The 19,073-nt window shown below is 50.0% G+C and carries 16 protein-coding genes; 6 read left to right on the top strand and 10 right to left on the bottom strand.

Translation table 11 applies throughout. From position 1 onward, the window contains the following. Together FDW94_RS13765 and FDW94_RS13770 are read right to left on the bottom strand one after the other, a co-directional pair. Positions 1 to 926 (bottom strand): hypothetical protein (locus FDW94_RS13765; protein WP_137377744.1); only part of this gene is annotated, 926 nt, incomplete at its 3' end. Next, a complete protein-coding gene (locus FDW94_RS13770; protein WP_137377745.1) occupies positions 916 to 1,158 on the bottom strand; it encodes a hypothetical protein in 243 nt (80 codons plus the stop codon). The genes FDW94_RS13765 and FDW94_RS13770, both read right to left, overlap by 11 nt. A 444-nt stretch (positions 1,159 to 1,602) precedes the next feature. Between FDW94_RS13770 and FDW94_RS13775 the strand changes: the two genes are divergently transcribed. Then, positions 1,603 to 2,301 (top strand): hypothetical protein, encoded by a 699-nt coding sequence (locus tag FDW94_RS13775; RefSeq protein WP_137377746.1) that lies wholly within the window; start codon positions 1,603 to 1,605, stop codon positions 2,299 to 2,301. A gap of 29 nt (positions 2,302 to 2,330) precedes the next feature. Here FDW94_RS13775 and FDW94_RS13780 read toward each other — a convergent pair whose 3' ends face one another. Further along, entirely contained in the window at positions 2,331 to 3,020 is a 690-nt protein-coding gene (locus FDW94_RS13780) for an RES family NAD+ phosphorylase (RefSeq protein ID WP_137377747.1), read from the bottom strand. 309 nt (positions 3,021 to 3,329) lie between these two features. On the opposite strand from FDW94_RS13780, the gene FDW94_RS13785 reads away from it, so the two are divergent. Further along, entirely contained in the window at positions 3,330 to 3,638 is a 309-nt protein-coding gene (locus tag FDW94_RS13785) for a hypothetical protein (RefSeq protein WP_137377748.1), read from the top strand. Positions 3,639 to 4,463: 825 nt separating this feature from the next. Here the strand turns inward: FDW94_RS13785 and FDW94_RS13790 are convergent. From FDW94_RS13790 to FDW94_RS13810, 5 genes are all read right to left on the bottom strand, one after another. Then, the gene (locus FDW94_RS13790; protein ID WP_170974242.1) at positions 4,464 to 5,060 is read right to left on the bottom strand and encodes a LuxR C-terminal-related transcriptional regulator; all 597 of its coding nucleotides are present in this window, start codon (positions 5,058 to 5,060) and stop codon (positions 4,464 to 4,466) included. Positions 5,061 to 6,208: 1,148 nt separating this feature from the next. Then, positions 6,209 to 6,811: a helix-turn-helix domain-containing protein gene (locus FDW94_RS13795; protein ID WP_137377750.1), complete on the bottom strand. Its 603-nt coding sequence runs from the start codon at positions 6,809 to 6,811 to the stop codon at positions 6,209 to 6,211. Between the two features lie 270 nt (positions 6,812 to 7,081). Next, complete coding sequence (locus FDW94_RS13800) at positions 7,082 to 10,561, bottom strand: autotransporter outer membrane beta-barrel domain-containing protein (protein WP_249358498.1); 3,480 nt, start codon at positions 10,559 to 10,561, stop codon at positions 7,082 to 7,084. Positions 10,562 to 11,345: 784 nt separating this feature from the next. Beyond that, positions 11,346 to 11,984, bottom strand: coding sequence for a helix-turn-helix domain-containing protein (locus FDW94_RS13805; RefSeq protein WP_137377751.1), 639 nt, complete (start codon positions 11,982 to 11,984; stop codon positions 11,346 to 11,348). Positions 11,985 to 12,788: 804 nt separating this feature from the next. Beyond that, complete coding sequence (locus FDW94_RS13810) at positions 12,789 to 13,883, bottom strand: transcriptional regulator (RefSeq protein ID WP_137377752.1); 1,095 nt, start codon at positions 13,881 to 13,883, stop codon at positions 12,789 to 12,791. A gap of 683 nt (positions 13,884 to 14,566) precedes the next feature. On the opposite strand from FDW94_RS13810, the gene FDW94_RS13820 reads away from it, so the two are divergent. From FDW94_RS13820 to FDW94_RS13835, 4 genes are all read left to right on the top strand, one after another. Beyond that, the gene (locus tag FDW94_RS13820) at positions 14,567 to 14,869 is read left to right on the top strand and encodes a hypothetical protein (protein WP_137377754.1); all 303 of its coding nucleotides are present in this window, start codon (positions 14,567 to 14,569) and stop codon (positions 14,867 to 14,869) included. Positions 14,870 to 14,901: 32 nt separating this feature from the next. Continuing rightward, positions 14,902 to 15,555: a hypothetical protein gene (locus FDW94_RS13825; protein ID WP_137377755.1), complete on the top strand. Its 654-nt coding sequence runs from the start codon at positions 14,902 to 14,904 to the stop codon at positions 15,553 to 15,555. 62 nt (positions 15,556 to 15,617) lie between these two features. After that, positions 15,618 to 16,052, top strand: a complete 435-nt coding sequence (locus tag FDW94_RS13830; protein ID WP_137377756.1) for a hypothetical protein — start codon at positions 15,618 to 15,620, stop codon at positions 16,050 to 16,052. Continuing rightward, on the top strand, positions 16,049 to 16,831 hold the full coding sequence (locus FDW94_RS13835) for a site-specific integrase (RefSeq protein WP_137377757.1): 783 nt from the start codon (positions 16,049 to 16,051) through the stop codon (positions 16,829 to 16,831). The genes FDW94_RS13830 and FDW94_RS13835 overlap by 4 nt, the downstream gene beginning before the upstream one ends. Before the next feature lie 384 nt (positions 16,832 to 17,215). Here FDW94_RS13835 and FDW94_RS13840 read toward each other — a convergent pair whose 3' ends face one another. Next, positions 17,216 to 17,578, bottom strand: a complete 363-nt coding sequence (locus FDW94_RS13840; RefSeq protein ID WP_137377758.1) for a hypothetical protein — start codon at positions 17,576 to 17,578, stop codon at positions 17,216 to 17,218. A 158-nt stretch (positions 17,579 to 17,736) separates the two neighbouring features. Then, positions 17,737 to 19,023, bottom strand: coding sequence for a DUF1173 family protein (locus FDW94_RS13845; RefSeq protein ID WP_137377759.1), 1,287 nt, complete (start codon positions 19,021 to 19,023; stop codon positions 17,737 to 17,739). Between the last annotated feature and the right edge of the window lie 50 nt (positions 19,024 to 19,073).

Here is a 19,073-nt window from a genome sequence, read left to right on the forward strand (position 1 = left end):
ATGAGGCGGGAAGCCTGGTCCGGCGTGAACCCGAATCCGTCCAGCATCTCTGTCAGCAGCGGGCCGGCATCCTCTTCATACCGATCCGAGCGAAGGGCACCAGGCGTCGCCTCCACTGTTTTCGCCAGCGCCAGAAAACGTTCCTGTAGCGGTTGTTCCTTATTACGCCTGCCGGGTTTCACGGCATTAAGCTGATCCGGGTTTGTGAGGGAGAGCCCTGCCACATCGTGTTGTCGCAGTGCCCTGAGCAGCTGCTGGTACCAGGTTACTGTTGAGGATAAAGCCTGTCCGCCGGGAAACTCTGCATCTTTCAGGACAGGCGAACCCTGCTCCGGCATGGTGCTTTCATTGATCTGCAGGCGAATATCAATGCCGGCATCGTGGCAGGCCTGTAACCACTCCGCCACCTGCAGGGGATCGCCTTCCATGCGCGTCAGTTGCCCTGCCGCGTTCCACAGCTGCAGGCAGGTGGTACCGTCAAGGCGGATAACGTAGTCGCCCCGGCACGCCAGGTGCCAGCGACAGTCCAGCGCCACCGGCCGGTCGTCACCGAACGTGTCAGACGCATACACCGGCTTTACCCGGACCAGGGGCAGAACCCGGACCGCTGTCGCGCGCTGCTCCGCCAGGACTTGCGCCTGTTCGTCAGCCAGAAGCGGGGCGGCCAGCGCACGGCCGGCATGCGTCAGCTCGACGGCCAGCTGCAGATTCGGCGCGCGTAGCGTGCGCAGCCAGCCCGCGGCTTCCATGCGCCGGCAGGAGGCACGCAGGTTCGGCCCGTACACCGGGGCATCCCCGCCCTGCTCCAGCACCCGCTCAATATCCCGCGTGGCCACCGGTCCCGGCCGTTTCGCATCGAGGGCGGCCAGCACAATCAGCACCCGTCGCTGCAGCGGCGACGGACGTCGCGTTTTCTCAGCGGACATCAGCGGGCGGCTCCTGACCGGCCAGGAGACAAAGCTGCCTGTAATCTTCGCGGCACTGCTCATCCGGCGCGGACGTTTTCATGGCCAGCTTATACCAGAAACTGATCGTCCCGCTGCGGCAGCCCCGGTCAAACGCATCCGGAGGGGTACTGGAGGTGGTGATGAGCACGTTAAGCGCTGCTCGGGTTTCGGCCAGCAGTTCGTCGTAGGTGAGGTTCAGTGGTCTGTTCATGTCGTACTCCATGAATGAATATACTGATGTATGAAAAAATCACACTTAATATTATCTATTACTCATTAGGTTAAAATCATATCAGATATGATTTTATGACTAATGATAAATATCACACTAGATATGAATTTATTCTCGTTCTTGATAATCATATCCTTTGCCGGTTTTCCGCCGCGCAGATCCGAAAAGTCCCGAAGTCGGATCGTCCGGAACCTGAGTGCGGCGTGTAACTGAAACGGAAATGCACACCAGGAGCGAAGCCATATCCGCACAGCACCGGATTTACTCTGTGGTAAATGCCTGCCTCCCGACTGCGGCAACATAGATTCAGTCCGGGACGCGAAGGTTACTGGCCGGGCGCCTTTTACCCGTATTGCGGTGAAATGTTGTGCAACTTTTCGATTTCATGTATTATTAAAATAATAAAATCGAAAAGGAGGTTTTATGAACCACATTTCAGACAAACGAAGCAGCAGCGATCGTACCTCCGCCAGCCACTATTTTTCCGATGCTCAGGTACCGGTAACGCGCCTGAAGAATTTCATCGATGAACTGGCTGAGGAGGTCAGTTCAGGTCATACGCAGGTCAGTACGGACAGCATGGCCCAGACAGATGCGCTGTTTGCCATTGAGGTTATTATCGATTATCTGATGCACCGGGCCGTTACCAGCCAGACCCGGGAGAAAAAAACACAGCTCCGTCGTCTGTACAGTAAGGCTCTGTTTATTCAGATGCTGGAAAAGGATGGCGGCATTTATTCCTCAGCCAGAGCCGCTGAAGTGCTGGGGAAAACCAAAACGACCGTGAAAAACTGGAAGGATGCGGGCCGCCTGCTGGCCATTGAAATCGACGGGGAGTTTTATTTTCCTGCTTTTCAGTTTACCGAGGATAAACCCGTATCGGACAGAGGGGTGCTGAAGGGGTTGCCTGAGCTCCTTCAGGCCCTGCAGAAGCAGGAGCGCTTCAGTGACCGCATGCAGTATTCTTTCTTTATGGAAGAGCGAAACACCGTTCTGAACGGGCTGCAGCCTGCAGGGCGTACATTTACCGTCGCCAGTCTTCTCAGGTCCGCGCCAGAGCCCGCAGTGATGGATGAACTTCATCGCCTGGCCCGGGTTTACGGCACGCAGGATGCCGCATAAAAAAAGGGGAGCCAGGCTCCCCTTTGACGTTACATATTAACCGCAATTCCCAGGTCCCAGGTCAGGATGTCAGCCGCATCCTTTCCCTCATACTCAAACTGACTGAGTGGTTGCTGGACGGCCGTTGTGGCCATGCCGGTTCCCGAAGGGGTGTCATGCCATAATACCAGGCACACTTCACCGGTGACGTTTGACAGATATTCCATTCCGTCAAATCCTGCTGCATGAATCTTTGCCGCCAGTCTCTGCGTGACCATGCGCGTCGGTGTGGTGACGTCATGGAGTGTGAGAGTGGTTGCGCTGATCAGCTCATTGAGCTGCAGAATAACAACATCTTTTTCAATCACCACGGTACCCATGTAGTAATTGTCCAGATCCGATTCCTTCAGTGCTTTCATTTTCTGAAATACTTCTTTCATCGACGTGACCGGGGTCCGGGCAAGGTACATCGACCCGTTCACCCCGTCCGTCAGACTGTAACGGTAATCCGCACCGTTACGATTGAAAAAGACATTACTTCCCCCGTGGTCGCCGGGTTGAAGCCGGTAGAGTGCCGTTTTCGCAGAGATACCGCTTCTGCGTTTACGTAGTGCATCCACCTGCAGCGCCTCAATTTTCTCGAGTGCTGCCTTATCCAGTTCGCTCAGGTCTGTGCTTACAGAAGTTTCAGCAGCCAGGTCAGTATCGTCGTTTCGGTTTTCCTCTGATGTAATAGGCATTATGCCCTCCGTAGAATTGTGTGAGAGTTATACAAGCCATTGGCTTAACCTCCATTGATAGTGAATATTGCTCATGCCTGACTCTGCGTGAGCAGTTTATCTCATTGAGAGATATGCTTATTTTAACCTGTCGTCAGGTCTGATCAACTGACAGATTCGGTAATTTTCGGCGCGTTCCGGAACGTGTCTGACGCAGGCATGTCGCCAGCGGAGGTTCCGTGTCATGTGAAGAGCGTCCTTTCAGTGCCGGATTGCAGAACCGGGGAATGTAACCATACTGTTAAAACACGCATTCACTGAGGGCAGGAAATGAAAAGTCTGTTTGGGGTGGGGTACATTCTGTTACTGGGTATCGCGCAGCCTGTCAGTGCCGCCGGTGACACCGTGACGGTCCAGTTTGGCGGTAAGATTGTGACATCGGCGTGCGAATCCGCTGCCGGGGTTGCTGAGACCGGCGGCGTCAGCAGCATGAACTGTCCGGTGATGGGGAAAATGACGACACATCCAGTACAGCACGCCGGGGAGGGAAAACTGTCGGTTGCCGTGCCGGAAATCAGTCAGATCAGGCTGCAACCTCTTACCCGCAATACGGCAGACCTGGTGGTGAGCTATCACTGATAAAGGGGAAAGCCGGACCGCTTCACCGCCGGTGTGCGCGGTGATCACCGGCCGCGGCTGACTGCCGACACGTTCACGGGGGTACTGCCCGGCCATCAGGCCCCGGGCAAAGCGGATGAGGGAGAGAAGCCCGGCCTCAGCGGCTCAGCTTCACCCTGACTGAACCGGACAGTCGGCGAAGTGGAGGCCGGAGCCTGCCCGGCAGAGGCTGTATTCACTCGCCGGCGCCGGTGGGCGATCTGAGCCGCGACTCTCCGTGACCCTCTTCACCGGTGGCGACGTCTGAGACAGGTCCCTGGCCTGTCAGCGCAGTGCGTAAACCGGTTCTGGCGCCATTCTGTTCATCCTTCTGCATGCCACAACGTCGCTGTTCTTGTCACAGGTCATAGAATTCAGTGATCCGCTGCGGGTCTCCGTATTCCCTGTTGCCCTCAGACTTAACTGCCATGACAATCATCAAAATTCGCGTGCGGAATAAGTCATGTCTTATTGATTTTTCAACGGGCGGGCTTTTCGGGCATGCGCTACATTGTATATTTCCAGTTATATCTCGCCAGACATCCGTAACGGAGCAGGCTTCGGAACACGTAAGAATGAATCAGACAGAATATATTATCGGGCAGCGCATCAGGTTTGTCCCGGCCAGTGACAAACTGTGCCTCGTGTCGAATGAGGAGATTTCCGTCACCCTGACTCCGGCCTGTAACAGGCTAGTACGGGCCTCTCAGTCATCCTGTCGTGCCCGGTCTGGTCATCATCGGCCATCGGTTGTGTCAGCGTTCACTTCCGTAACGGCCTGCATACTCGCAGAATCGTTAAAATATCCTATACACCAAAGGCTTTAGCCGCTTTGTTGAGTTGTGACGGTAAAGAGTCAACACTCTGTCTGATAATGGCCCAGTGATTGACTAATGCAGCATCAGATTTCAATCCTATTTTATTCATGGCATTTTTTTTTGTAGTATAGACACTTTTGACTGGGAGAACTAATATAGAAGATATCTTTTCTACTGGTATTCCCTGCATGTAAAGATCAAGGATATCATATTCATTTGTATTTAATTTGTTTCGGGTGGCTATTGTTTTATTATGGTGAGTTTGACGATTGCACTGTTCTACAATGAAATCTTTGATTTTATTGGATAGTTGTTTTAAGCTTGATTTGGCATTCACAAACTTTATTTGTTTAGAACAAAGCGCGGCCGAAATAAACAGATCTATTGATGTATTTCCAAGCACCACTATTATATCTGATGAGCAGTATTTAAGCATTGCAAATTCTTGTGGCGTTAACCATGAGTCTTCGAATGAGAAAATAGATAACGTTTTCCAATGTTTGTTTTTTAAATTTAAACTCGAGATAAGAATGTTCAATGCCTCCTGGACAAAATGTATTTTTGAATAGATATTGGTGTGCTGCATTGATCCCCCTTGTTTTTTATGGGTCATGAGTATGTTATTGATGTTAGCTATTGGTTCTATCATGATATTTTGTCATGCCACTTCGTCTCGATTTTTTATGTCTAACCGGATATTTGAGCGGTCTCATATTTACCATGAACAAACCTTCAATGTCGCAAATGACAGCTTGTGCCTCGAAACTATTTATTCACACATGGAGTGATACTGGAGTCTGAAACGGTTATAGATAGGGCACGATATACGCACCGGGCTGATATAAACGACCTGCCCGGGTGACTCCGGCATGTGCGACACGGAAAACAAGTCCTACACCTGCGATGAATACACTCATCGGTCGTCAGGTGCTCGCAGTCGTCTATTCTGGCAGCCCAGGAATTAAATGTTTCCATAATCAGCTCATATCCGTTTATTACGCCAAACAACACCATGCTACTGTTTTGTTTTCACGGAGTGTTTGCATTAGCAAAATCAATGAGTGTTTAAAATATGCGTTAAAAAAGATATCTGTTTTTTTTCAAAGTTTCTACTTGTCGCTATTGTCGTCAATGTGTAAATGTGGACATTGCATCGCCGCAATAAAACCAAAAAGACAAAAAACGGATAACATAGAAGCATCAACCCCTTCAATTCACTACAAAACACCCTCATTGATAACGAAAACCTATAAAATCTATCACTTTAATACTGGCGTGTTATTTTTGTGAAGGAATTTCATCATCCATAAGTGGATATAATTTTAAGTAAAATATAATGTATAGCCAGGACTGACCGCTAACCCGTTACCTAGTTGGTGACAATGCTGAATCATTAAAATAATGACATTAGCTTCAGGCAGCTCTGGCAGAAGAGTGTGCTATGGTTATGTCGCCAGTCAGATATTAATCGCGGTCTTATCTGTGAGTCGATTATGTATCGACGTGAGTGGAGCTTCGTGTGACGGGTGCACTTGCTTAAGCTTTATCGAACCCGCGACCTGCATGCATCCCATCACCTTATCACTTAACAATATTATGGGCATTTTGTCGTTATTATCTCCGTCAGGTATCCCAGGCGGTCTGACAGAGATAATAACGTCAGGCCACATAAGGCCATGCGGGAGTTCCAGAACGGATAGGTGCGCGCTGAGCTGCAGGAAGGCTTGGTTATGCTTATAAATTAAAAGCGATTAATCTCCCGCGCGCTGTTTGTATGGCGCCACTCAGGGTAAGTTCCATAATCACTTTGTGAACCGTACTCCTTGCAATCTGGTTACGGGACAGTATAAAGGTAAAAAGAGAGGTTTTGTTTCTTATTTCCTCTGGTTGCTCCCAGATATATCTGAGGTGCTCAATTATAATCATTTTAACATTGGGCTGGGAAAGCATGTTTTCACGGGTGAAATACATCTGCAGATGACTTGTCAGAATATCAAACGCGTGCATCCAGAGATTGTTCTCATTAAAGAGAGCGATGGCATCACGGGTACTGATGACAAACATTTCGCAATCACAGTTACAGCGTAAGTAATGTGACTTAAACTCGTTCCTCATTTGCGCCAGGCCTAAAATAGCCGGCGCATTGATTGTGATGGTCACGATATCATTTTCCATTCGGTAAATAGATACAGAACCTTCAGTCAGGTAACAGATATTGTTGTATGTTTTTAATTCAATTCTCTGGTTTTTCTTTCGTTTTTCAAAATGAGAATGTCCGGACTGTGAAATGTATGATCCGGTTATCTGAATAGATCCTTTTATATCTGGTGAATGCATCTTATTCGCCTTTTATTGAATTCTACGGGTTACGTCGATTATAGTGCATGTTCTGTCGCCGGTGTAATGAAAACTGACAGAACGTGTCTGACAGTGTACCGACCTTGATCCGTTATCCGGCCTGAAACCAACATCCAGTCTGGCTCCTCGTTAAACACCGGACAGGTAATTGATTGCCGGGTGACTGAATTTTTAACGGGATACGACGGACAGGGTGGGGAGAATCGAATAAAACCGGACATCACCCATGATGATGTCCGGCCTGATGATTTAGAAATTATACTTTATACCAATCATCGCAGTGTTATTATTATATCCTTTCTGGCCAATCTGAGCGCCTATATTGCCCCACAGATTGACGCGGGCATTGATTTTCCCTTCGACGCCAAGTTTAACCTCAGCAATATTTTTGGAACCTTCCTGACGACTGTGGACACCATCCATGACTGTACCAAACTGATGCGTGTTATGGATCCAGTTAGTTTCAATAAAGGGTTCAAATTCCCGGCCGTTGTCCTTATCCAGAGTACGGTGTCCCTTCAGATAAGTCCGGAGTCCCAGGCGGGTCTGTATATTGCCATCCCCCTGGCTTTTCACTTCTGTACCGCCCGACTCACGATAGTTGCCGGATTTAACGCCCATCCAGGTCGCCTGGGCCTGTGGCTGAATAAACCAGTCGGTTCCATCCGTTATGCGCCCCATATTCAGGGTATACCCCGTCTCGGCAGAGGCGGTCATGCCACGGGATTGATAGGATTCAGTAGCCAGTTTTTCACCATTCACCTGGTTTGTGAACCAGTTGTATTGTAACCACCCGTCGAGATAGAGCCCGTTTTTGTCCACTTCATTCGCAAACCAGGTTCCATACACGCCCGCGCTGTAACCTTTGACTGAGCCTTTCGAATTAAAGCCGCTCAGCGACGAATCCGTTGAACTATGGCTTGTTGCATAGCCGGTCATGATCCCCAGATGGCCACGATCCAGTCCGTTACGACTCCATTGCGCCACATCCCCGCCGATCTGAGCCACATAGTTATTACTCTGTGTGCGAAGCTGGCCGCTGTCATCATGCGACCGGTTGTGTTCTCCTGTCTGACGTAACCACAAACTGGTCACTTTTCTTTCACCGGTCAGCGCATCAATGTACTGTGTTTCCCCTAAGCGATCATGTAACCGTGTATTAAATAAGGTATTGGCTGCTGCCATGTTGGCAGTATAGCTCCCTGCTTCCGGGCGGATGACGTGGACCGGCGTAACCGTTGCCTGACCGTTGTCATTAACCGGCGTCACAGGTGCCTGGCTGGTCAGATACCAGTTACCGCTGTTATTGCCGGTTCCCCGTACCAGCGAGTAATCATAGGCACCGGCAACAATTCGTCCATCCTGAACGAAGCTCCCATTGGACTGGCCTCCTACGTGGATCAGCTCAATACCGTTCAAAGCCGCGTCCCCTTTACCGCCCGCATTGGTTACGCTGACATGTGTGGAGCCTGATGTGTCCCCCGTGACCACCATTTTATCGGTGACCGATTGATCATTTCCTAACACCGTGTTGAAAATAAGCTGGCTGCTCGGTCCACCGTTGTAGTTGCCATTAACCATCAGCGTGGAGCCCGCGACGGGGTTTCCGGAAGCGTCATTATGACCAATGACTATCTTCCCGATGTTTGTCACATAGCCTGTGGAATACACCGTCGGGGTATCACCATCCTGGCCGAGGTATGTCGTCCCCTGGTTTATGAGGATCCCCCTCCCCAGCGACTGGCCAGAAAGCACCCGGAGATTACCGTTTACCTCGGTTCCTATCATCCCCACCATGCCGGCGTTATTACCGCTGAGCGTGACGGTGTCTTTCACATTAATATTTCCTGATCCTGTCATATCCCCGGCGATCACGCCGTTCTGGACGTACAGACTTCCAGAATTGAGATCTATCAGACTCCCGGTATCTGTCTCGATAGTCGACAGTGACTGGCTATACTTATCCATATCCAGCTGAGCGCTCCTGCCCAGATGCAGCCGCTGTGTCTGACCTAACACACCGTTATTCCCCATTTTCAGCGTACCCGCTGCCACATCCGTCTGGCCAGTATAATCGTTTTGACTGTTGGAGAGTGAAAGGGCCGTGTCGGTATTAATGATTAGATCACCGGCGCCGGTAACACGTGCACTCAGGTCCGCATCGCTACCGGTTCCACCGTTGGCAGAGAGGGTTAAGGCATTGCTACCATGTGTCAGAAGATCCACGTGTGTCAGACCGTAGTTAATATACAGCCCGGTCCCCTTGTCACTTGTCAGTCGGTAATCATAAGTACCGTTTGCCACCGTCTGACCATTTTGCGATATGGCGGAAACCAGGGCACTGGAAAGCGCATTGCCATTATTATCAACCAGAGACAGGTTTCCGGCATCCCCTTGTACCGTCCCCTGACTGGTGGCGAGCGTCACTAAAACCCCTGCATCATCCTGCTGCAGAAGGGGTAACGCGCTGGGTTGCCCCGTCGAACCGGGGAGCGTATTGATAACAGCATCATTGTTCGATAACTGAATACGCCCTGTCCCCGTCAGATCAAGATCGTTAAGCGTCTCAATCGTTTTATCATGATGTAACGTTCCCGGAGAAACATCCCCCAATACCAGGGTACCGCCATCAAACGAGAGCGCTCCGATATGCTGAACCCCCGTCCCCACCGTGGTGACGTTTCCGTTGCCCATATCCAGGCGAGCATGGGTTAACGCGTGGGTATTCGCACCCTCAAGATCAAATGTGTTATGACTGACCGCGACGGTACCCTGAAAACGATCGCCGACCGCTGTCGAGAAGTTAAAGGCAGCAGACTGGTTGTCTGCCTGCAGTGTGCCGTTACCGGTGAGCAGGTTACTGAACGTAAACGCGCCCTGTGTCTCGGCCTTAAAAAGGCCGGACGGTGAAATATTAATTTTCCCCAGCCCAAATCCGTCTGTTGAGGTGGCGCTGTTGTCGACGCGGGCAGTCCCCGTGACATTCCAGTTCCCGGCATACGACTGGTTATCGGATTCGAGGGTCACGTCACCCGATACGGTCGTCCAGCCGGTCCCGGACAGAAGATGAGTGAAATCCCCGGTATAGTTAATATCCAGCCCCTGGGTGATCCCCGCATCTGTCCCATCGGTCGTGATGTCCACATCACCCGCCCCCAGCGCCCGGTCATCCGTTACGGATAAAAGCCCCCCCTGAATTGTCGTCCCCTGGTAATAGGTGTTACCTGCAGAGCTCAGTGTGGTATGGCCCGATTGCTGAATAACTCGACCATCCCCTTCTATGGGCAGACTGAAAAGATAACCAGGCGTACCAGGTTTATCCGCATCCTTACCGTTATTGAAGATAATTTCATTATCTCCCAGCCCGCTCATAGTGATATGTTTCGCCGTAATGCTCGTGGGTGGGCCATACATATGGTCACCGATGTAGACTTTATTCACCCCCCCGGAGATGCTGTGTATATTAATATCACCACCGATATTCAATATCGTATTGTGCCCCAGTACGGTCGTCATGTTGTTGTGGGCATCCTGAGAATCAAGATTAAAATCACCGGAGACAGTGACCTGATGATTTGCATCCCCGTTCATGATTTGCAGTGATGTATTTCCTGCGCTATCGCCCAGCAGGGTGAAATCCCCCCCCGTAAAAAAGTCAGCGGCTGTGATAATACAATCTGCGTACACGCTATTAATATCTGAAATGGTTTGCTTCAGACGCAATATCATATCGCCGCTCACGTGAAACAGCGATTCTGCTGCCTGAAATCTGGTAAGATTCGCATTAAAATTACCGCCCACGGTCAAGGTGCTATCATTATTAGCTACTACCATGGTGCCAGAATTGGAAATTAAATAATCGTGGGCAACTGTAAATGCACCCGCTGATTGAAAATGTTCATAATCTGCAGTCTCTATGTCCAGGTTTGCCGACGAGAATGATGACGTGGGGTCAAGGAGTTGAAATGTTAATGCTTGTCCCTGCGCGATAACATCGCCGACCGTTATTTTCCCACCCAGTCCGGCCGTGTGGTTTGATGATAAACCACCGAACTGCGACCCACCCAATTGTATGGGTCCAGCCGTGATTGTTAATGCCCCTCCCTGTGTATCAAGGGTGCCGCCATTAATCCACAGCCCCCCCGAGTTCATCGTGATCGCATCGCCACTCGGACTGGTGATATTGACGATCCCCGCGCCTGAATCGACCACCAGGGTCGAATTCACCACTAAGCCATCCGTGATATCGGCAACGGGCTGCCCCCAGACGGTAGGGGTTTGTATGGTTGTTGCCAGTGAATGACTGATGCCGGTGAAAAAAAGCGATGCCGACAGCGCCATCCTGATTAATAACGATGTTCGGGTTAACTTTGACGGTGGTCGCCATATTCCGGATGGCATGTTAGATTGAGACAGACTTCGGTCATAGAATGAATGATTCATCGATTTTATCATTTTTAGTAATGTTGGTATTAACTTACAGGCCGTAAGTTTTATTCTGTTAAAGGTGGAGTTATGCGTGCTTTGATTTTTCGTGAACGGATGAATCATCTACATTCATCCAGATAAGCTTACCTCTTTGAGTTTTAACTATGTTTTCATCGGTGAGTTGTCCTATGATGTTATGGAGTGAGCTGCGTGATATTTTATGTCTTGAAATGATAAATTTGTATATCGATGTTTTTATTCTGAACGATTCATCCTGCACCCACAATAATTTAAGGTGTTCTCTCACAATATCTTTATTACTTTTATGGTTTAAAAATTCTTCCCGATTGAAAAGTAAACCAAGATGATTGCACAATAAATTTGCAGCGTGATCCCAGTAATTAAAACAGGTTAATAGATTAATGAAAGAATCTTCACTTATTAAGACGATTTCACAATCCTGTTCGCAGCGAAAATAATAAGGCTGCTCGTTTTTAAATAACTGCTCGATACCAATAATGCCATGCCCTTCAATGATTAAAATAACTTTGTGGGTTGTGGCATGATACAGTGATATCGTTCCTCGTTTCAAAAAAGCTATCTTATGATTTTTATTCAGTTCAAATCTCTGATTTTTTTTCCGTAAGGTAAAATATGAATCCTGAGATTTTTCAATACACCCACCAATAAGCTGGGTTGATTCCATGACATTGTATTGCGTCATTTATATACCCATATTTATCCCGATTTGAGTATTTCATACTGGGGTCTGTTGTGTGTTTAGGTCTCAGTATATTGCCTTACCCCAATGTCGGAATGCAATACAACTGCAGGATATAATTAGATACACAAATGGACAATGGCTATTGAATGATAATAACTATCATATTGAAATATTAAGCGTTTAAAATCAAGTGGATAGATTTTATCGAGTTAGACTGATGTTGATATTAAGTTGTATTTTATGATTGATAATGTAATCACGGTGTGATTCTGGCAGGGTGTTATTTATCATATTGTCTATTTTTATATATTCCGTATTTCAAATGTTGTATCCCGCAGGTATACGACGTGAGCATGGGAGCCATGCAGTGGTCGCCTTCCGGCAATGTCCGGTGCAGATAAGTGCGACGGATGAATACGGGCACCGCCTCGTACACAGGGAGGGACCGGGAATACGGCATGACCAGGCGCGGGATCCCCCTCGGGCAAGAGCCTCGATTACGCCATGAATGCCGCCCGGGAGGCGTGCAGCAAAGGACCGGTACGCATCCCCGGTGAATGAACGGCCCAGGAAAAGCCCATACGTCCCTGTTCGGTTCAGGGCTCGCCGGCGGGCTCATTCCTGACGGTAAATCCCGCCGGGCATGCCATCTCATGCCCGGACAAAGTGGCTCATGAGCGCTGTGATTTCTCCGTGCTCCTGCCGGCTGAATTTCCCGCAGCGTTTCGCGGTCGACACGGGCCTGATTGCGCAGTGTGTGGGCCCCCCGGTGAGCCGGAAAGCACCACAGCAGTACGCAACCTGTCAGAGATCGCCGTACAGGCCGCGCAGGCCGTTCAGCGCATCAGCCAGCGTCCCTTCACTGCAGCGCGCGACCAGCTCACGGATCAGCGTGTCGAAGTCGTCCGGTGGCAGGAAGATCCGCAGCCCGTCGAGGCCAAAAAAGCCGTCCTTTGCGGCGTTGCCCGGCGGTGAGAACATCACGTGCTCGCCGTGATGGCCACGGGCGAGAGCGTCCGGATGGTGGGCATACAGGGTGAACAGGCCCAGCAGCTCCGAGAAATGAGTCCAGCCGAACGGCACGACAAAATCCTGGCCGGTGATCAGCAGGTGCAGGCGTGGAACCTCATACCAGCCGCCGGGCCGCGGGGCGATCGCCTGTCCGTCCACCTGAATATCCAGCCGCAGCGTGCCCACCTCAATCGTCTCCCGGACCGCCGGGATCACGGGGCGGGTAGCCTCCGCCAGCCGGCGTGCATCCTCCTCGCTCCAGGGTTCGCCCCGCAGCGCCAGCGGGAACAGCGCCTGCAGACGTGGCAGGGTGAAGATCTGCGCCAGGGCCTCATCCGGGAAGGTGCGCAGATCGAAGCACTGTGACGCCAGCGGGCGCAGCAGCCGTTCGGCGTAGCCCTGGTCAATGATCGGGCGCTGGCGCAGCGTCGCAAGAAAGTCCATGAATTCGTCGGCTGGTGCCGTCCCCTGCAGGTGAAAAATGCCCTGCAGGTACGGCAGATCGACAGGCATATTCTGCTCAGCCTGCCAGGCCAGCAGTTCACCGGTGATGTCCAGCAGTATCTGCAGGGCCGGGCGGGTGACCAGCCGGTTGCGGCCGTGGACACAGCCTTCCTGGGCCAGCCCGAGCAGCAGGCGCAGTTCGTCACGGGTGACCGGCGGCAGGCCGAAGGTCTGGCCGAGCATAATTTTGCGGTACATCTGGCGGATGGCCTCATCGCGATCGGCGAGCAGCGCCAGATAGCTGTCCTCCGGGGCGGCGGTTTTCAGCGCGCTGTCGAGAAAGCGTTCCGCCAGGGCATTCACCGAGGTGTTTTCGTGCCCGGCACGAATTTTCAGCGCCTCGATGAGTTTTTTGTGAAAGCGCAGGGTCAGCTGGCTCAGCATGGTCACTCCTGTCATCGGTCGTGTTTAAGGTGAGGTATATTGTATGAATGACTGTTTTTTTTCTGAGTTAATCACCAATATTTCATTCAGTCAATTTAATGACATGATGTCATTGATGGTCATGTGATACCTCACGGTTCGTCTTTTTCGCGCTGAGATCCGATTTCTGTGAGAGTAGGATCTTCTTCAAACCCACCGGCGCGCTGCGGCCCGGTCACACAATATGTAGCGGTGAAATCATTTGCTGATGACGCTATATGTTGTGTTCCCCCCCGATCCGTTACCCGCCGCCCGGCAGCAGATATTGCCGCTTTGCTTATTCCGTGGGCGTGGTACACTTCCGGAAAGTCGTTAATATCGAAAAAATCGGATCACCGGAAAACAGTCATCCGGTAATTTAATGTCATGGCTATATGCCTGCTAATTATCACATCTACGATGTTGTATACGCGGTATTAAATCAGGCGTTATCATCACCGTTGTTATGGTTGTGAGAAAATTCTTAAGAGATGGTGGGAAAATTCTGAATGCATCCGTGACTGTCATGCTGCGTGATAATCCCGGCATCAATTAATGCAGAAATGTCCGGGCGCAGATGGCAACCAGCGGAAAGGACACCTGCGACAAAATATTCTGCGGGGACGTGTGATTACTCTGAGTGACTGTCACGGAGGGAGCCAAAATTGCCTAAAACGCTAATTGAAGTTTTTGATTATCTGACGACCGAACGTGGACATCAGTATTTATGGCTCAATCTGACACCACGTACGTCTTATCTGGGTAGTTTTCGCTTACCGATAGATTTTCTTGTCGTCTCGAGTTCCGGGCAGGAGCTGGCTGAGTTTGATGGAACGGGGTGGTATTACATCAATCCTGGCTTTCTGACATTCGATGTGGCTGTTCATGGGGTTCCTCCATCAACCGTAGGGACGATTCCGTTGGATAAGAACAGTGTCATTGATTTGAAGAAGACCTTTGTTATTTAGAGATGTGCGGGATTTCTCTTTAAGGAAAAAACATGGCGGACTGGTTTATTGCCACCGAGGGTGTGAAAGTAGTTAAAGACAGCGCCAGCCTGTGGCCACAGATCATCACGGCGGTTTCATCAATTGGTGCTGCTCTGGGTGGTGTTTGCCTGACTCATCACTATGCCCGCAGCCGCGAAGAAAAAGCTGCGTCGTCCAGACGTCAGGCTGAGCTGTATTTCATTTCTACGGAGCTGGTCTTTCGTCTCGAACGTTATGCTCAAGAATGTGCTGATGTCGTCAAAGACGAAGGTCAGGAAGATGATAAGGGATACACAAGGACAACCATAAGCGCAGAGGCATTTTCTGCCGATGATATTGACGGCGACTGGCGTGTACTACCGGCCAGAATCATGTACCGCATCCGGGAACTGACAGTACTGATCCCTGAAGCCAACCGGTATATAAGCGTTATCTACGAGTTTGATGCCCCACCTGACTGGCAAATGACATTCAGGGAACGCAGATATCAGTATTCACGGCTTGGGATGCGTGCCGTTTTACTGGCCAAACGATTGAGGAAGATTAATGGTATGCCTTCCTCACATCTTGATAATGGCAGTTGCTGGTCTGTACAACATGTATTGTGGACTGAGTGGCGGAAACAAAGAAAATCCAGAGCCAGAATGGCATGCCCGGATACCTAACTTTTTCAGATGCAGGGACGCGGGCAGTCATAAATCTTCATGTAATGTTTCAGGAGTCAGTTATGGAAAATATGATGAAAACTATGCGTGAGTATTTCCCCACGCGAACAGTAGTGTTCGAACAGTCTCTGGATATGTTTGGTATCACCCGGGGTAAGGATGGGAAGCTCATATTTCCCCGTCATTCTGATAACCGTTTCCCGATCGGGCGTATCCGCAAGCGTCTGGCAGCTTATGGCTGGCGTGGAGAACGTCTGAATCAGGAAGTGGCGCGTATCGTCGCGGGTCCTGGTATTCTTCCTGAAAGAAATGACTACAGCATAATTTTTCCTTACGGATGGGAACGTAACCAGCTTACCCCTGAGATGCGGAGAATGTTTCCCCGGAAGACTGGTCGCCGCGTGCTGCTTATGCTGGATGAGTTCCATTATATTCATGACGCCCGGGAGCATAAGTCGATTTCACCAGAAAGTGATGAAGCACCCGAGGTATCATGAATTACCCTTCTCTTCCCGGACAGGCCTACGCCCCGGAAAAAGTGCATCTACCTGTGGCCATCGATTACCCGGCAGCGCTGGCCCTGCGTCAGATGGCAATCGTCCAGGACGAACTGCCGAAATACCTGCTAGCCCCGGAAGTGAGCGCCCTGCTGCATTATGTCCCCGATCTGCACCGCAAGATGCTGCTGGCCACGCTGTGGAATACCGGTGCGCGCATTAACGAAGCGCTGGCCCTGACCCGGAGTGATTTTTCGCTGGCGCCACCCTACCCGTTTGTGCAACTGGCCACGCTGAAACAGCGGGCGGAAAAAGCTGCCAGAACAGCAGGAAGAACGCCTGCCGGCAGCCAGGCGCATCGCCTGGTACCGCTGTCAGATAAACAGTACGTCAGCCAGTTGGAGATGATGGTGGCCACGCTGAAAATTCCCCTCGAGCGCAGGAATAAACGTACTGGCAGAACAGAGAAAGCACGCATCTGGGAAATTACCGACCGCACGGTCAGAACCTGGCTGAATGAAGCGGTTGAATCCGCTGCAGCCGACGGTGTGACATTCTCGGTTCCGGTGTCGCCACATACTTTCCGGCATTCCTATGCCATGCATATGCTGTACAACGGTATTCCGCTGAAGGTGCTGCAAAGTCTGATGGGCCACAAGAGCATCAGTTCGACGGAGGTCTATACGAAAGTGTTTGCTCTCGATGTGGCCGCACGGCACCGAGTTCAGTTCCAGATGCCGGAAGCAGATGCTGTGGCCATGTTGAAAGGGAACATTTAGATATTAAAGCGGGTGACGGTCACTTTGGAGTGGTCACCTAATGGTATTTCTATACAGTCTGAGTGGTATCCTGCGGGTATACCCGAATGTAACAGGCTGACGCGCCCCGGGCTTGTCCAACCCCTCCCCTGTTCAGAAGCAAGTTCTGAACAGACTCACGGTTTGCGCGGTGGGTCAACAAAATTAAATACGATCACCAGAAATATTTTCTGGACACTTTTTCCGATAGTGCCGAAATGTCCAGGTTGGAAAGCATTTTTTGTGCGTTGTTGAAGGGCCGCGACGAGTGGAGCAAGGTGGCAAACATAATGCTGGACAGAATTACCTGAATGTCCAGTTGGCGCGGGGAATTAAACGAGGGTATAAAAAAGCCGCTTGCGCGGCTCAGTCATGGGGGATTTGATGCATCCATGCCGGGTTATACGGCATGATAGTTTCGGTTTCTATATCATTCATTTCACGCTGCCAGCGTTCATCACGTTCCCGGCGAAGCTCAATACGCTCAGATTCACCTTTGCTGCATCCGTCAACGGGAGAGAGAGCACCAAACTCATAAAGGCCACGGTCAATTAGCTCCAGCGTCTGCGGGGGTGGAACATATCGGACGGCGGTCTGAGTATCATCCAGCCCCATCATACCCAGCGAATTCTCAGGCCAGAATCCGGCATCTTGCTCATCGGTGTATATTAAACCGTCCTGGCTCCACCACTGCTGTTTCCCGGTACTGAAAATCTTGAAATATTCCATTACATGCACCGCTTAATTAATGAACACACACCTATAATACCTGGTCAGATCCCTCACAGCCAGCAGAACTGGACGGAATAACCTCTGTGTCCAGGTACGCGGGCTTAAATATATGATGTTAAAACATCATTATATCATGATTTCATTCTTTCATTCTTTCATTCTTTCATTAAATCAGTGTAGCCAGAGATTTTCTTTAATGGAAAAGATGAATCAATAACTATCTTATCGTTTATGGTCGCGTCCCAGGACCACCATCCCTTCTCACCGTATTCACTGTTGTACCACCTTTCTTTCTCGCGACGATGAGTGGTATAGGCATCGGTTTTCATTCCCCACACTTCGATCGGAAATGGCATATGATTTTGAGATTGGACATCGAGAAGACAAAAGTCGGGATGAAATTCCATCTCGGAAGAGTCATATCTTAGTGGTTTGAAAAAGGAGCGTTGTAATTCGTACAATTTTTGTTCCATCATTCCTTCATATTGTGAATCTAGTGGTATATATCGATCACTCGTCATCATCAAGGCAAGCTGGCGAACTTGTGCTGATTTATCGCTGGGAACATCTGTCAGTGCAATAATGAAAATCTTATATCCTTTTTTCCAGCCACTAAACTCATGTGGAAACCTCTCGATAGCAGAATTCCATCTGGATACATCAATATCAAGAAAAGGCATGCCGGCAAAACCTTTCACTGGTAATCGGTTGATCCCTGAAAGATATTTCTCAGAGTATTTTGCCAGTTCGGCCACAACCACCATTCGGCATTTATTCAGCTCAGCAAACTCTACCGCACTACTGTTCCGTTTACTGTCTCTCGAATTTGTCGCAGCAGGGGTGAGCAATACATCTGACAAGAGTGTTCTACCGATTTCAATTCCACGCGCTTGCTCCCTAAGATGAAAGCCAAGCAATGTTAATGACCTCTTGCCATCCATCTTAGGAACCCACTTGTTATATGAAGCATTTTCCCAGAGTAAGTGCAGCAGGCCGCACAGAGACACTGTACCTCTTCTACTTTTACGAGAGGCATCACCAGTCAGGGGGGTTGCAGGAATATCGTCAGATACTGATTTTGTCTGCAAAGCATAATCCAGCTTCACATTGATAATGCCGCCCGGTCTTTCACTGATCGCAGCATTATTGTAAGTTCCTTGTGCACCTTCTGGTGAGAGGCGGCTATAGAAACGACACCCCTCTTTATGTTTACTGCCGGTTAGCGGGAAACGCGCCAGATGGTGTTTCTCATTTTTCAACTTTACAGCCAGCGGTAGTTCTCTGCCTGTACATAAACAGGCACCATACGAGTTACAGTCGCGTGATTTCTTCAGTGCCAGTTGAAAATCACTATGTTCTGAAGTCGAATCTTGTTTATCGGGACTAAAGAACCGTGGGGACGACTTGCTATCAAAGTACAGTTTGACCGTGAAAATATTCATGTTCACCTCACCTTCTAATCATTAAATCATTAAATCATTAAATCATTAAA

Origin of the sequence: Citrobacter sp. wls757 (genome assembly GCF_005280935.1) — a bacterium.
GTDB classification, from domain to species: Bacteria; Pseudomonadota; Gammaproteobacteria; order Enterobacterales; family Enterobacteriaceae; genus Citrobacter; species Citrobacter portucalensis.